The 15,486-nt window shown below is 67.1% G+C and carries 10 protein-coding genes; 3 read left to right on the forward strand and 7 right to left on the reverse strand.

The genetic code is table 11. The features are described from left to right. Positions 1-156: 156 nt before the first annotated feature. On the reverse strand, positions 157-1,719 hold the full coding sequence (locus ESB00_RS17135) for a hypothetical protein (RefSeq protein WP_129049015.1): 1,563 nt from the start codon (positions 1,717-1,719) through the stop codon (positions 157-159). A gap of 129 nt (positions 1,720-1,848) precedes the next feature. On the opposite strand from ESB00_RS17135, the gene ESB00_RS17140 reads away from it, so the two are divergent. Further along, on the forward strand, positions 1,849-2,286 hold the full coding sequence (locus ESB00_RS17140) for a hypothetical protein (RefSeq protein WP_129049017.1): 438 nt from the start codon (positions 1,849-1,851) through the stop codon (positions 2,284-2,286). Between the two features lie 131 nt (positions 2,287-2,417). Here ESB00_RS17140 and ESB00_RS17145 read toward each other — a convergent pair whose 3' ends face one another. Continuing rightward, positions 2,418-4,685, reverse strand: coding sequence for a bifunctional serine/threonine-protein kinase/formylglycine-generating enzyme family protein (locus ESB00_RS17145; RefSeq protein WP_129049020.1), 2,268 nt, complete (start codon positions 4,683-4,685; stop codon positions 2,418-2,420). Between the two features lie 102 nt (positions 4,686-4,787). On the opposite strand from ESB00_RS17145, the gene ESB00_RS17150 reads away from it, so the two are divergent. Continuing rightward, positions 4,788-6,584: a PEGA domain-containing protein gene (locus ESB00_RS17150; RefSeq protein WP_129049022.1), complete on the forward strand. Its 1,797-nt coding sequence runs from the start codon at positions 4,788-4,790 to the stop codon at positions 6,582-6,584. Between the two features lie 7 nt (positions 6,585-6,591). After that, on the forward strand, positions 6,592-7,443 hold the full coding sequence (locus ESB00_RS17155) for an FHA domain-containing protein (protein ID WP_129049025.1): 852 nt from the start codon (positions 6,592-6,594) through the stop codon (positions 7,441-7,443). Between the two features lie 62 nt (positions 7,444-7,505). On the opposite strand, the gene ESB00_RS17160 is transcribed toward ESB00_RS17155, so the two are convergent. The 5 genes from ESB00_RS17160 to ESB00_RS17180 all read right to left on the reverse strand — a co-directional run bounded on the left by ESB00_RS17160 (position 7,506) and on the right by ESB00_RS17180 (position 15,356). Further along, complete coding sequence (locus tag ESB00_RS17160) at positions 7,506-9,140, reverse strand: DUF1501 domain-containing protein (protein WP_129049028.1); 1,635 nt, start codon at positions 9,138-9,140, stop codon at positions 7,506-7,508. Positions 9,141-9,147: 7 nt separating this feature from the next. Next, positions 9,148-10,851, reverse strand: a complete 1,704-nt coding sequence (locus ESB00_RS17165) for a DUF1800 domain-containing protein (RefSeq protein ID WP_129049030.1) — start codon at positions 10,849-10,851, stop codon at positions 9,148-9,150. A 453-nt stretch (positions 10,852-11,304) separates the two neighbouring features. Next, positions 11,305-12,777 carry a glycogen synthase GlgA gene (gene glgA, locus ESB00_RS17170; protein WP_129049032.1) on the reverse strand — a complete coding sequence of 491 codons (1,473 nt, stop codon included), beginning with the start codon at positions 12,775-12,777 and terminating at the stop codon, positions 11,305-11,307. 359 nt (positions 12,778-13,136) lie between these two features. Further along, a complete protein-coding gene (gene pheA / locus ESB00_RS17175; RefSeq protein WP_129049035.1) occupies positions 13,137-14,213 on the reverse strand; it encodes a prephenate dehydratase in 1,077 nt (358 codons plus the stop codon). A 93-nt stretch (positions 14,214-14,306) separates the two neighbouring features. Then, positions 14,307-15,356 carry a 3-deoxy-D-arabino-heptulosonate 7-phosphate synthase gene (locus ESB00_RS17180; protein WP_129049037.1) on the reverse strand — a complete coding sequence of 350 codons (1,050 nt, stop codon included), beginning with the start codon at positions 15,354-15,356 and terminating at the stop codon, positions 14,307-14,309. Positions 15,357-15,486: the final 130 nt, after the last annotated feature.

A 15,486-nucleotide genomic window follows, 5' to 3' on the forward strand; every position in this document is an offset into this window, starting at 1 on the left:
CGGGACCCCTTCGGCGGCTGCTCAGGGCCTGAGCTTGTCGAACGGCTTGAGCTTGTCGAAACGGCGACAAGGTGGTCCGTCCATATCCACGGTCCGCCGGGACGCGGAGCCTCCGCCCAAAGCCGGTGGGTGCGGAGACCGACCCTCCACGCCGCCTTACTTTCCGCGGATCGCCGCCAGGACCAGTGCACCGATGGCCTCGGCCTTCGTCTGGCCGGGGATGTGCTTGGCGAACTCGATCGAGAACTTCGGCCGGTTCGAGAGTTGGGCGACGAACTCGGGCGGCAGCGGCTTGCCGGTCTCCTTCGCCTTCGCCTCGGCCTTCTCGCGGATCTTGCGCACGAGGAACGGCTCCTCCGCCCCGGGTTCGCCCGGGGCCGCCGGCGCGCCCTCCAGCTTCAGGCGCAGATACTGGTTCTCGCCCGACGACATGGATTTGTCGTGGCGCACCGCCACGACCTCGGCCCGTGCCACCCGCTCGACCTTCGTGCCCCAGGGCCGGCGCTTCGTCACGACCACGTCCGCGGCCTCGATCCGCACTTCGTAGGCGTCGAACCACACGCTGCCGGCGAAGAGCGCAATGATCGCGCCAAAGAACAGCGTGATACCCCACACCGGCGCCGGGATGCGCTGCGTCCAGAACCACGCGAGCAACGCGACGATCCCGAGGAAGAGCACCGCGGTCGTGAGCTTCGTCCCGGGCAGATGGCCGGAGCTGAAGTGAAACGTGTCGCCCTCGCGGCGCACGCCGCAGGCGGCCAGCGCGGCGCCGTCGAGCGCCACGGGCGTGTATTCCTCCAACACGGGCGCGCCGGCCGCCGGGGGCGGCGCGGGCGCGCCGGTCGCGAAGACCGGCACCTTGAAACCGGTCGCAAAATCCACGCCCGCGGTCGCAGCCGAAGCGGCCAGGCGCCAGATGATCTCGTTGTTGCGGTCGCGATCGTCCGTTGGCGGCTGGCCGGCCGGAATGTAGAAAAGCACCGGGATGCTGGTGCCGCGCGCCGCGGCCATCCACTTGTCGCGGGCGATGAGCTCCTCGCGCTCCCAGAGGACGTTCTCGCGCACGCTCCGGTTCTTCCCGCTGCCGCGCACCTCGCGGCGGATGCACTTCAGCGTGAGCCGGGCATCGGCCTCGGGAATCACCCGCGCCGGCACCTCGATCACGCCGCCGAGGTAGCCGCCGATCACGCCGGGCAGCGACGAGGGCACGAAGCGTGCGCGGCCGTATTTGCGCGCGCGCATGGTCTGGTAGATGGCCACCCACAGGAGCAGCAGGCCGACCGCCGGAAACAGCAGCACAAAGTATTCGCCGGGCTTGCCGATGCCCTTGGTGAGCATGGCGGCGGTCGCGGTCCAGCTGATCAGATTCCAGACCAGGGCGAAGAACCAGATCACCACCGTGCCCGCTTCCGCATCGGCCTCGATGGCGGGCCCCGCCCACTCCTGCTTCCATTTCCACGGCTGGTCCGGGAACTGCGCCTTGCGTTCCGTCGTCGCGGCGATCTCCCGCGAATACCGCCGCGCCAGCCGCCACATGAAGAACGCGCCCACGACCATCAGGAGGCCGAGGATCGCCGGCACCAGCACCTCCGGCACCGGCCGGTGGCCGAACCGTCGCAGCTGGGTCGCCGCCAGGCTGAGCAGGCCGCCACCGCCCAGCAGCAGCACGGCAAACATCACGTAGCCACAACCCCGGTTCTGCGTGCGGTCATCTGCCATGCCGAGAAGCCAAACCGCTTGCCGCGTCTCCGTCGAAACGATTCTGGTTACACGGCCCCAGGAAAATTGCAGCGACTGGGCCGGATTTTCCGCCGTGTGTTCCGCCGGGTTTTCCCTTTACTCCCGCCCATGCCCGACGAACCCGATCCGCCCCGCAAGGTTTACGGCTTCAAGGAACGCGACTTCAAACGCGACAACGCGCCCGCGACCGGCGGCGAGGCGATGCCGACGGCCAAGGACCTCGCGAAACTTGCCGGCCATCACCACAACCCCGGCCAGCGCACCGGCCGGGCCAAGGCGGATGACCCGAATGACGTTTACAAGGTGCTGGAACAGAACCGGCAGGCCGCGGACGAACACGGTCTGAACGAGGTGGAGATCAAGAAGGTGAAGTCGCGCCGGAAGCGCGATTTCTGGCTGATCCTCGTCGGCGGCAACCTCGCCATCATCGGCGGAGTCTATTTCAGCGGCATCAGCGTGATCACCCTGGTGTTCGGCCTGGCCGGGCTCGTCATCTTCAGCCTCGGGCTCAGCTGGATCATGTGGCAGGTGATGGACAAGTATTGAGACACCCGCTCCGGTCTTCCTCTGGATTCTTCGCCACACTCAGAGTGGCAGATTAGTAAACGTCATCCCAAACGTGTCATGCTGAGCGCAGCGAAGAATCCAGAGAGCGAATCCACGCCCGCCTCTACCCCTCAATGCTCCAGCGGACGCAGCACGAGGCGGTAACCCATGTAGTCGAGCGCACGGCCGGAGGCCTGCACCTCAATGCGGGAGGCGGAGCGGCAGTGGACGGCACCGACCTTGAAGTGGCCGCCGCGCAGCACGACATCGCGAGGATTCTTGGCGTTGTAAGTCCATTCGGCGACGTTGCCATGCATGTCATAGAGCCCCCAGGCGTTGGCCTTGAGCTTGCCGACCGGCGAAGGCGCAGTGAGGCCGGCCCCGCGCATGTAGTGGGCGAGCCCGGCGAGACCGGGATCATCGTTGGCCGAGAAATTGCGCCCGTCGTTGAAGCTGGTGGCCGTGCCGGCCCGGCAGGCGTATTCCCACTCGATCTCGGTCGGGAGGTCGGCAACGTATTCCAGTTTCTGCTGCTTGAGCAGGGCGTTGAGCTTTTCCAGCGAGCCGCCACCGCCGGTGATGTCGCGCCAGGCGATCTGCTCGACCGGACGGGTGACGTCGCCGAGCGCGCGGCTGCTGCTCGGGTTGCGGCCGACGAGCGCCTGGTGCTGCTGCTGGGTCGTCTCGTATTCGGCGAGATAGAAGCCGGCGGTGATCTCCGCGTGGGTGGAAGGGAGGTCGGAGCGCTGCAAGCCGGGCTCGCCGGTCTTGCTGCCGTAGCTGAAGGAGCCGGGCGGGATCCACTTGAACTTCACCAGCACGCCGCCGCCGAAATCCACAACCACCTCGGGCGGGGGCGGAATTTTTTCCATCGCGAGGGGCACCGACTGCGTGGACTGCTGGATTTCCACCTCCTGGGCAAAGTCCTTGTAGCGCGGGGCCGTGGCCGTGACGGTGAGGCGACCGGGCCGCAGCTCAAACGTGGCCGCGCCGGATGCATCCACGGCGAGGGTGTCGTTGTTCACGCTGATCTTGGCGTTGGCGGGCAGGCCGGTGAAGCGCACCGGATGCGGCGGCACGAGTTCAAGGGGCACGGTGTCCTCGGCGGCCTCCGGGTCGAGGCCGACCTCGCCTTCCCAGTCGAGGTAACCCGTGGCCCGGACCTTGATGGCAAATGTTCCGACCGGCCCCTCGATGACCACACGGCCACTGGCGTTGGCGGTCTGGGTGCGCGTGCGATAAATCACCTGGGCGCCGGCGGGCAGACCGGTGAGCGCGAGCTTGCGGGACTGCGGAGCAGTCGGCGCTTGCGGGGTCGCCTGAATAGGCCCGGCCGGCGTCGGCGCGGTCGCGGCGGGCTCGGACTTGGCCACCGCCTGGATTGGGGTCGCCACGAGCGGGGCCGGCTCCGACGTGCCCAGAAACTTCCACGCGGCGAAGCCGCCCACCGCCACGAGCACGGCGGCGATGACCGGCACGAGCGGCCCGCTCTTGCGGACGGGTTTGCCGGAAATGAGTTGCAGCGCCTCGAGCGCGGCGGCGGCCGTCTGATAGCGGTTGGCCGGGTCCTCCGCGAGACAGGTGGCCATGAACTTGTCCCACTTCGGGTCGAGGCCGGGCACGAGCCGAGAGGCCGCCTGCGCCAGACCGTGCGGCTTCTTCCCGGTCAGCAGGTAATAGGTCATGATGCCGACCGCGTAGATGTCGGAACGCGCGTCGGACGGCCGCATGTTGCGCGCCTCGGGCGACATGAAGTCGATCGTGCCGACGATGGCGCCGGTCGTGGACACGCTGTCCCCCTGGAAGGGCGAGGCCGTGCCGCCGGCCTTCTTGTATTCCTCCTCGGCGGCGACACGCGCCAGGCCGAAGTCGGAAATCTTCGCCTCGCCGGTCTTCTCCATCAGCACGTTGGCGGGCTTGAGGTCGCGGTGGATGATGCCGGCCTTGTGCGCATGCGAGAGACCCTGGAGAATCTGGCCCATGATGCGGGCGACATCGGCGGCGGGCGCGCCCTTTTCCTTGGCCGCATGAAGCTTGAACCAGTCCTCGAGCGAGCCGCCGTCCACATACTCGAGCACGAGGTAGAGTTTCCCCTGGCTCTCGCCGAAGTCGGTGACGTTCACCACATGCGGGTCCTTGAGGCGGGCCACCATCTCGGCCTCGCGCTTGAAGCGCGACACGAACGACGCCTCCTGCGCGAGCTTCGCCGGCAGCACCTTGATCGCGAACTTCTTCTTCAGCGCGATGTGCTGGGCGAGATAAACCACGCCCATGCCGCCCGCGCCGAGCACTTTCTCGATCTTGTATTGGCCCACCACATCGCCGGCGTTGAATACTTCGCTCGGCACGGCGGCCTGGCTGCGCGGGGTGAACACGGTCCTTTCAATCGGCTCGTCCATGGTGGGGGCAAAGCATACAACGCGCCCGGCGGGATTTTATCCAGTCAGAAACCAATCCCGGTGTTGACCCTGCTCCGACGGAAGGGCTTAAGTCTGGGCACTATGACGCGCTCCTACGTCCGCTGTGTCCTGGTCCTGGCGGGGATCCTGTTCAGCCACCTGACGGTCTCGGCCGTCGAATTCTGGGTCCGCAGCACCCCCGACGGCGCCATGGTGACCATCGAGGGCAAGTCCCTGCCGGCGCCCGCCAAGTTCGACCTCAAGCGCCGCGACGAGCCCTACACCATCGTCGTGCAGAAATCCGGCTTCCAGACGGAGACCGCCTCCTACTCGACCAAACAGAAGCTCAAGGAGATCACGGTCGCACTTTCCCCGCTCACCCTCGACCGCGAGGTGTCCATCAAGTCCAACGTGGAGGGCGCCACCGTCACCATCGACGGCAAGGCCGCCGGCACCACGCCCTTCACCAAGACCGTCACCTTCATCCGCACCGACAAGAACTCCCCCTGGCAGTCGCAGCTCGTGACGATCGCCAAGGCCGACTACCAGACCGAGTCGCTGCGCCTGACCGAGGACAAGCCCGCGCCCGCCCCCGTCACCCTCGCCCAGCTGCGCATCGAACGGACGTTCCTCGTCAGCGCCAAGACCCCCGACAACGCCCCGGTCGAGGCCATCATCACCCTTGGCGACCGCGAGATCGGCGCCGCCCCGCAGAAGGTGCCGGTCACCTTTACCCGCGCCGACAAGACCAAGCCCTGGCCGGTCTTCAAGCTGAAGGCTGAGATCCCCACCATCTACCAGCCCGTCGAAACCGAGCTGAAGCACGACGGGTTCGACAATGTCGCCCTCACCCTCAAGCCCGTCACCGAGGTGCTCGTCGCGCTCTACGCCCCGGCGATCGAGATGACCGCCACCGGCGCCAAGCTTGCCGTGGACCAGTCCGCCCGCATCGGCACGCTCGACAGCAGCGAGCGCGGCGCCGACATCACCGGCCTTTCTCGCCTCACCCGTTTCACCCGCCGCGACCAGAACCCCACCGCCCCGCTCCAGGCCCTCAACGGCTACGCCATCACGCCCGACGGCCAGTCCGCCATCCTCGCCCTCACCGCGCAGGATGACGCCGGCAAGTTCTTCTCCGGCCTCTTCCTCAAGCGCGTCGAGGATGACGGCGGTGGCGTCGCCCGCCTCATCGACAACAACAAGCGCTACTTCGACTCCGCGCCCATCATCGCACCCGACTCGAGCAACATCCTCGTCTTCCAGTCCAACCGCGGCGACCTGAACAAGCCCGACGTCTTCCGCATCGGCTTCAGCGACAACCGCACCTCCGGAGGCGTCTCGCGCATCACCAACGACCAGCGCTTCAACTACTCGCCCACCTACACCGACAGCAACCGCGAGGTCGTCTACCTTTCCATCGAGCCCAACTACCCGCTCGCCCAGCCCCAGCTCAGCACGGTCAAGATCGACGGCGCCCTGCCCACGCAGTTCCAGATCACGGCCGACGAGGTCAGCCACCGCGAACCCACCAAGATCTTCTTCACCCGCCCCGACCAGTCCAACGGCAAGAAGCAGATCTACTCCGTCGAGCCCGACGGCCGCCTCGAGACCGCCATCATCTCCGACGACTCCTTCCTCAACGCCAACTGCTTCAACCCTGTCGCCAGCTACACCAACCCCGTCCGCATCCTCTTCGTTTCCGACCGCGACGTGGACGACCAGGGCCGACGCAACAACAACATCTACGTGATGAACGCCGACGGTTCGCAGATCCAGCAGCTCACCGCCAACGGCTCCGACGACATCATGCCCGCCTGGTCGCCGACCGACCCCGACACCGTCTATTTCCTCTCCAACCGCGGCGGCGCCTACAACCTCTGGCGGTTGCGGATCAAGTAAGACCGCAATGACGCCCCTGCCCCAAGCTTGGCTGGAGATGGCCGACGGCCGCATGCTGTGGCTGGACAAGGGCGTCAGCACGCTCGGCCGCGGCGCAAGCAACACGCATGTGCTGGACTTGCCCGGCATCTCCCGCAGCCACGCCATGGTCCAGCCCGGCCCCGGTGGCGGCCACCTCCTGGCGGACCTCCGCAGCACCAATGGCACCTACCACAACGGCCTCCGCCTCGAGCAGACCGTCCGGCTGCGCGACGGCGACAAGATCGAGCTGGGCGACGTCGTGCTCGTTTACCGCTGCCAGCAGGGCTCGGGCGGCTCGGCCGACGCCGGCGCGACCTCCGTCATGATCCACTCGGGCAAGTGCTGGCTGCTGATGCTCGACATCATCGGTTTCACCTCCCACACGCAGAAAGTCGGCGCCGAGGCCGCGACCGAGGATTTCAAGAAATGGCTCGAGCAGGTGCGCCCCATTCTCGTGCGCGCCGGCTGCACGATCAACGCCTACCTCGGTGACGCCGTCTTTGCCTACTGGCGGCACGACAAGCACCCGTACGCCAAGGTCGCCACCGCGATGCGCGAGCTCGTCGCGCTCCAACCCTCCAGCCCGCGCCCCTTCCGCATTCTGCTCCATTTCGGCAACGTCCGCATCAGCGGCGGCCTGCAGGGCGAGAACCTCGCCGGCTCCGACGTGATCTACCTCTTCCGCATCGAGAAGTCCACGAAGCCGCTGGGCTCGACGTGCGTGCTCAGTGAGGCCGCCGCCGAATCCCTCGCCCTAACCGAGACCGCCCGCAACCTCGGCCGCCACGCCGTCACCGACTACGAAGGCACCCACGGCTTCTACAGTTTGGAGGCCTGACCCGTAGCCGCGCCTGAATCCCGTCGCGGGATGAAAGCGTGGTGGCTTGCTCCGGACCGCATTCAGGTCTGCGGCTTGGCCGCCTGCTCAGCATTGAGGCGCTCCTGCCGCTTCTGGCGCAGCCGCGCCAAGGCGAGCGCGCCGAGGGCACCGAGGAAAAGCGGGCTCGCGGCGCCGCCGCCGCCACCGCCACCCGAGGAAGGCGTGGAGGGCGCGGACGGCGTTGACGGGGTCGAGGGTGTGGTTGGCGGCGTCGGCGTGGACGGGGTCGTGGGCGCGGTGGCCGGGCTGGAAAAAAGCCCGAGCGAGGGCCGGCCGCCGAAGCGGCTGCTGAAGGCCGGGAGCACGTAGTCCATGTCGCCGGCGGTGACGCCGAACCACGTCAGCAAGTCGCGCGCGTATTCGTCCACCGAGACGCCGGGGATCAAGCGGCCCTGACCCGTGTCGATCGCCGCGAGGTTCTGCAGGTCGGGGTAATGGCCGGCCGCAGCGTCGCCATAGACCTTCCCGCCGCCGACGGCGCCGCCCATGACGAGATGGTTGCCACCCCAGGCGTGGTCGGAGCCGTTGCCGTTGGAGGTGAGCGTGCGCCCGAAATCGGAGGCGGTGAAGAGCGTGACCCGGTCCGCGTAGCCGGTCTCGTTGAGCGCCGCATTGAAGAAGCCAACGGCCTGGCTGACGGTGCGCAACATGGTCAGCTGGTTCTCGACGACCTCGTCGTGATGATCCCAGCCACCGAGTTGGACGAAGAAGATCTGCCGGCGCGCGCCGAGGCGGCCGTTGGCCGCGATGATGCGGGCGATCATGGCCAGGTTGTTGGCGAGGGAATTGCCGGTGGGAATCGGCGTGGTCAGCGTACTGGTGCCGACGGCGGCGGAGAAGTCGTAGTAGGAGTCGATCGCGTCGCGCGTGCTGTCGGCGTAGGTCTGCTCGAGCAGGTTGCGGTAGCTCTGGTCCACGAGGTTCTGCACGCCCTTGGATCGGGTGGCCGTCAGGTTGTTGGTAGCGGTCGGGCTGTAGCCGCTGAGCGCCGTGGCGCCGGAGGAACCCACCGAGTAGGTGAAGGCCTGCTGGCCGGTGAGGAACACGTTCTGCCCGGAAAGGGAGATGTTCATCGAGACCAAACTCGGGCCGTTGAGCGAACGGATGATATCCGCCGCACGGCCGCCCCAGCCGATGGCGGTCCGCTGGTCGGGGATGCAGGTCTGCCACTGCTTGATCTGGTCGGCGTGCGAATAGAGCGAGAGCGGCAGGTTACGGCCGGCCTTCACGTCGGCGAGCGTCGTCGGGCGGACCAGCGAGCCGACATTTGACACGAAGGCCAGGCGTCCGGTGGTGAAGAGGTCGCGCACCTCCGTCATCGACGGATGGATGCCGAGCGTGCGGCCGCCGAGATTCCCGGGGGTGATGGAGAGCAGGGTTTCCTTCGCGATGGCGAGGTTGCCGCGGACCTTGGCGTAGGCTTCGTATTCGCCGCTGGTGGTGGGCACCAGCATGTTGAAGGAGTCGTTGCCGCCGGCGAGGAACAGGCACACCAGCGCCCGGTAGTCGCCGCCGGTGCCGGTGCTCTGCGCCGCAAGGGAGTTGGCGAGGCGCAGCGTGATCAAGGTGGACATCAGCGCCGTCGAGCCGACACCGGCACAGCTGGCCTGGCCGATGAACTCGCGACGCGTGAGAGGGCGGGAAGAGGAGCTCATGGCGGGGTCACTTCAACACGGCAAAGTCGGGGGAGATCACGATGAGGTAGGCTGCCATCCGGGCCCGGGTCAGCTGCAGCGTGCTCCCGGAAGGCACCATCGCGGGGGTGATGCCGTTGACGGCGGTGAGGATCTTCTCGCGGCTCGCGGTGCTGAGCGTGCCGTGGGTCAGCAGCAGGTCGAGGTTGTCCACGAGGGAACCGGCGTTGTCCGCAATCGCCGCCTGCGGCGCGAGGTCGAGCGAGAAGCCGCCGGCGGTGGTGTGGATGAGGTTGTAGAGGTTGTTCGGCGTGGTGATGCCGAACACGGAGTTCAGGATCTGGAACTCGGGCGCGAAGAGCCCGGCGTCGCCGATCGGCCCGGCGGGCTGGTAGTCGGGCAGGTAGAAATTGAAGACCGACGGCGACGACAGCGGGAACTGCCCGAGCGTGTTCTCCGAGATCGAGGAGCCGAAGTCGTAGGGCAGCACCGTGCCCGAGAGCTTGTAGCGGCAGGCGCGGAGCAGGTGCGTGACGCGCAGGAAGGGTTCGCGGAGCTTGCCGTGCTCGGGATCGGTGAGGAACGAGAGGTTGCGCGCCTCGGCGTCGAGCAGGATGGCCTTGATCACCGCCACCATGTCGCCGCGCTGGCCGCGGCCGTTGTTGGCAAAGGCCGCCGCCACGCGGCCCACGTAGGCGTCGGAGGGATTCGAGGTGACCAGCCGCTGGATGAGCAGGCGGCCGATGAAGGGCCCGGTGTTGGAATGCTCCACGAGGTTGTCGATCGCGTCGCCCACATCCTGGAGGCCGGTCTGCCCGGCGGGGAGGGTGGCTTTGCGCACGCCCGGGTAGCTGAGCAGGGTCTTGGCCCCGGTGTCGTGCTGCAGCTCCCACATCTCCATCGGCTGCGTGTAGTTGGCCGGGCTGACCCGCGGGAAATCGACGCGCCCCGTGCCGGTGCCCACGGAGTTGGGATTGTTGTCCTCATCGGTGAAGCCGGTGAAGACCCGCGCGAACTCCGTGATCTGCTCGTTGGTGTACGCCTCGACCGGGCGGCCGCCCGCCGCGGTCACGTAGGTGCCGTCGGGGTTGAGCACATACAGGCCGATGCTGAAAAGCTGCATGCACTCCCGCGCGTAGTTCTCGTCGGGGCGGGTGCCGGTGGTGGCGTTGGCCTTGCGGTTGCGGTAGTGCGAAAGGTAACGCCCCATCATCGGGTGCCGCGTGACATCCATGAGCAGGTCGCGGAACGAGCCGAAGCAGCCCCGCAGCAACATGTCGTAATAGCTGCTGGAACCCTCCGCGGCGTTGCTGATGGTGGAGACGTTGTCGGAGATGACGAAAATCTGGCTGAGCGCATAGGCCACGCGCTGCCGGAGCTGGTCGTTGCCGGAAATCATCACCTGGTTGCGGGCGCGGCGGTTCTGGGCATTGCCGATCGAGGTGATCTGCCCGGCGGCAAGGGCGCCCGTGACCACCGGCACGGCGAAGGTCGCGGGCTTGGCCACCTCGCGGTCAATCCAGGCGCTGTAGTTGTAACCAAGATCGCGCAGCTCGGCGATCGCCTCGGTGGTGGGACCGAACGTGGCCTGCGCGAGGAAACGGGAGGCCTGCTCATCGGCGCTCAGCGTGGTGTCGGGCGACACGGTCTGGGCGAGCAAGGGAGTGCAAATCAGCAGCCAAACCAAACGGGATACGAAGCGCACGGTGACGAGGGTGACAGTCGCCAGCATGGCCCAATTTTTCGGAAGGTCGAGGCCGCTGATGCCAAGAAGTGGTCAAAATTGTTCCGCGCCTCCGACCTGCAGCGTCCATCTCGAGGGCGATCCCGGGGGGAGGACACCCCGGCTCCAGGCCAATGCCGACCTGACCCGGATATTTCACCCCAATGAAAGACGTTGAATCAGAAATATCCATTTTGCCTTCGGCAAAAGCGACTACGTCGCGGTAAACCCCGACAAGGTCGGCCCGACAAGGCGCATATTTCTCACCTCTGGGTGCGAGATATGCGGGCTAAAGGTGGTTGCGCTTGAGTCCGGCCCCCGCGGGATGAAAGCGTGGCGGAGGACGGACCACGTTATCGCCGTTTCGACGAGCTCAAGCCGTTCGACAAGCTCAGGCCCTGAGCAGCCGCCGAAGGGGTCCCGAGCCTGTCGAGGGACTGCGCTCCAACGTTGCTACGCGATTCAGCTGCCGAGGCGGGCGGAAATCGCCCAGCGGTAGAGCTGCACGTAGTGGCCGGCGCTGGCGCGCCAGGAAAAATCCTTGGCCATGCCGCGCTGCTGGAGGCCGGCGTATTCGGCGCGGCGATCATACCACGTCGCACAGGCCCAGCCGATGGTGTTGGTGAGCGCCTCGACACTGGCGTCGCGGAACACGAAACCCGTGCCATCCGGCCAGCCTTCGTTGAAGTTCTCGACCGTGTCCACCAGGCCGCCGGTGGCGCGCACGATGGGCGGCGTGCCGTAGCGCATCGCATACATCTGCGTAAGGCCGCAGGGCTCGGAGCGGCTGGGCATCACGAAGAAATCGCTGCCGGCCTGGATCAGCCGCGCCAGCGCGCCGTCGAAGCCGATGTGCGCGCCGAAGCGCCCGCGATAGGCGCCGGCGGCCCAGTTGAAGTCGTTTTCGAGCCGGGCGTCACCGTTGCCCAGGAGCACAAACTGCACGGCCATCTTCTCCATGATGCCGGCCATGGCGTCGGCCAGCAGGTCGAGGCCCTTCTGCGACGCGAGCCGCGAGACGACGCCGAATACCGGCAACTCGGGGCGCACCTCGAGCCCGAAGCGCTCCTGCAGCCGGGCCTTGCACGCGGCCTTGCCGCGCAGATCGGCGGCCGAGTAGTGCGCGGGCAGGAAGCGGTCTCGCGCCGGGTCCCACGAGGTGTCGTCGATGCCGTTGAGAATGCCCACGAGGTCGCCGGCCCGGTAACGCAGCACACCGTCGAGCCCGAAGCCGCCCTCGGGCGTCTTGATCTCGCCGGCGTAGGTCGGGCTCACGGTGGAGAGCTTGGTCGAGTGATAGAGCCCCGCCTTCATCAGGTTCACCATGCCGTTGGACGTGATGCCGTCGCGGGCCATCTCGCTCCACGGAAGCCGCGCAAAATTGACGACGCGCTCCGGCACCCAGCCTTGGTGCTCAAGGTTGTGAATGGTGAAGACCGTCGCGGCACGCCCGAGCGGGGTGTCACGCAGGGTGGAATTGAGCATCACGGGCAGCAGGCCGGTCGTCCAATCGTGACAGTGGATGACATCGGGGTGCCAGCCGAGCTGCTCGCACAGGGCCAGGGCGCCGCGACAGAGAAAAGCGAAGCGCAGGTCGTTGTCGGCGTGCGCGCCCCAGGGGCCGGTATAGACCTCGGGCCGGGCGAAGTGGTCGTGGTTCTCCAGGAAATACGCCGGCACCGCCGAGCCCGGCAGCACGGTTTGCCAGGTGCGCGCCCACTGCGCCGCCCCACCCACGTCCACCCCGAGCGGATCGGGCAACGCCTGCCACTCTCCCACCCGCTTCACCGAGCCATAAGCCGGACAGATCACGCGCACATCGTGGCCGAGGGCAGCCAGATCCTTGGGCAGCGCGCCCACCATGTCGGCCAAACCGCCGACCTTCACGAACGGCTCAACCTCGGGAGTGACAAAGAGGATTTTCAGGGAAACCACGGTGCAAAAGAAAACCGGAAGCGGGCGGCATGGACGAGTCTAAATTGGCCCGGGTCAGGTGGAGGCGGGACCATCGGTCACGCGACAACCAAGTCACGCTTCCGTAACGGTTGCGTGAAGTTGCAGCCGGCCTGGCTGAGGACGGTCCGGGGTCAGATGCTTGGGTCCGCAGCAGCGCTTGAATCCCGGCTTGGCGGGATGAAAGTGGGGTCGCGAGCGCCACCACCTTGTCGCGGCGCTCCCATGCGGCTACACGCGTGCCATGCGATCGAAAGCTGGAGGGTCGGTCTCCGCACCGACCGCTCTTCAACCTTGGCCGGTGCGGAGACCGGCCCCCCACCACGGCAGGTTCCACCTGATCACTTCCGCGCCACGGGATAGCTCCCCAGCCACTTCACCAGCGGGCACTTCTTGCTGAGCTCCTTGAGGGCCGCCTGCATCGCCGGGTCGTCGTAGTGGCCGGTGACGTCGAGGAAGAAGATGTAGTCCCACGGCTTCAGCTTGCTCGGACGCGACTCGATGCGCGTGAGGTTGAGCTTGCGGCGGTTGAAGGGCGCGAGCGCGTGCAGCAGTGCGCCGGGCTCGTGGTGCAGCGACACCAGCAGGCTCGTCTTGTCGTGGCCGCTGCCGGCCGAGCCCGAGGCCTCGCGGCCGAGGAAGACGAAGCGCGAGGTGTTGGTCTTGAGATCCTGGATGTGCGTGGCGGCAACCGGCACGCCGTAACGCTCGCCCGCCAGACGCGGGGCGATGGCGGCGGCGCCCTTCTCCTTGGCGGCGATCTGCACGCCGTAGGCCGTGCTGTCCACGTCCACGAGCTGCGCATGCGGCAAATGGCGCTGCAGCCAGCGGCGGCACTGGGCGAGAGCCTGGTCCTTGGAATAGACCTTCTTGATCTTCGCCAGCGGCTCGTTCGAGAGGAGCGTGTGCTCAATTTCCTGGTGCAGCTCGGCGACGATCTTGAGGGGGGTCTCGACGAAGAGGTCGAGCGAGTCGCGCACGGAGCCCTCGGTGGAATTTTCCACCGGCACGACGCCGTAGTCGGCCTCGCCCTTTTCGACGGCGGTGAAGATGTCGGCGATGGTCGCCATCGGCCGGTAGTCCACGCTGGAACCGAACTTGCGGAGGGCGGCGGCGTGGGTGTTGGTCGCCTCGGGCCCGAGGTAGGCGACGCACATCGGCTTCTCGAGCGAGATGGCGGCCGACATGATCTCGCGGTAGATGGCCTGGAGGGCGGCGGGCTTGAGCGGGCCGGTGTTGGCGGCGGCCACGCGGCGAAGGACGTCGGCCTCGCGCTCGGCGACGTAGATGCGGGACTTGGCGCCGCGCTTCAGTTCGCCGATCTTCTGGGCGCACTTCAGGCGCGTGTTGAGGAGCCGCACGACCTTTTGGTCGATGGCGTCGATCTCGGTGCGAATCTGGGCGAGTTCCTTCTTCATGACTGGGCGACGGAGCGAAAAGTAGGGCCGGTCTATGACCGGCAGATGGGAGAGATGGAAAGTTGGCGGAGGGAGTCCGGTCGGAGACCGGACCTACAGGGTGGCGGTGCGTGGGGAGCGGCGGGCAGCATGGAGCGCCTTGGCGTCCTTAATCAACCCCGCAAGCACGGCGGGCGTGACGGCCTGCTTCGGGTCGTCGCCGAGCCCGCGGGACGGCTCGACATGGGCCTCGATGCAGAGGCCGTCGGCGCCATAGGCCACGGCCGCGAGCGCACAGGCCGGCACATAGTGGGCCTTGCCGACCGAGTGCGAGGGATCGACGACGACGGGCGCCCAGGTGCGCTCCTTGAGCAGCGGCGTGATGGATTCGTCGGGGTGGTTGCGGTAGCCATCGAGGCCGGGCTGCGTGCCGCGCGGGCAAAGGATGACGTTGGGGTTGCCGAAATTGACGATGTATTCGGCGGCGGAGATGAACTCGTTGAGCGTGCCGGTGTGCATGCCGCGCTTCAGGAGGACGGCGACGGGTTTGCCCGCGATGGCGGCGCCGACCTGGCGGAGGAGCGAATAGTTGAGGGCGTTGCGGGCGCCGATCTGCAGCACCTGCACGCCGGCGGCGAGGGCGAGCTTCAACTGCTCCTCGTCCATCACCTCGGTGTCCACCGGCAGGCCGGTGCGGCGCGAGCCCTCCATGAGGATGTCGAGCGACTTGTTGTCACCCTGGAAGGCGTAGGGGTTGGTGCGGGGCTTCCACACGCCACCGCGGATGGCGTGCGCACCGGCCTCCTTCACGGCCGCGGCAGTCTCGTAGAAGAGGTTGGGGTTCTTCGGGTCGATCGTGCAGTGACCCGCCATGATGAGCAGATCCTGGCCGAGCGTGACGCCTCCGACCTTCACCCGGTGCCGCGCCAGGTCGGACTTGATGTCCATCAGCTTGTGCGGCGACTGGATCGTGTCCACTCGGTCCACGAACTCGAGGCCCTCAAGCCGGTTGATCATCAGCTCGTGCCGCTCGTCGCCGACGATGGCGTAGATGGTGCGCACATCGCCGACGATGGGCTGGATGCGGCAGCCGAACTCACCGACGATGGCGCGGAGCTGATCGACTTCGGGTTCAGTGAGGCGGTTGTTCTTCGGGAGGATCATGGCGGGGGATGAGGCTGGATAGCGAAGGTTGCGGGAGGGGTGGAGCGGAAAATAAAAAAGCCGCCCGGGCGGGCGGCGGTGGGTCGGGAAGGTCTGGGATTGGGTTCAGACGTTGCGCCGGGACAAGCCG

This window comes from Oleiharenicola lentus (genome assembly GCF_004118375.1).
GTDB lineage: Bacteria > Verrucomicrobiota > Verrucomicrobiia > Opitutales > Opitutaceae > Lacunisphaera > Lacunisphaera lenta.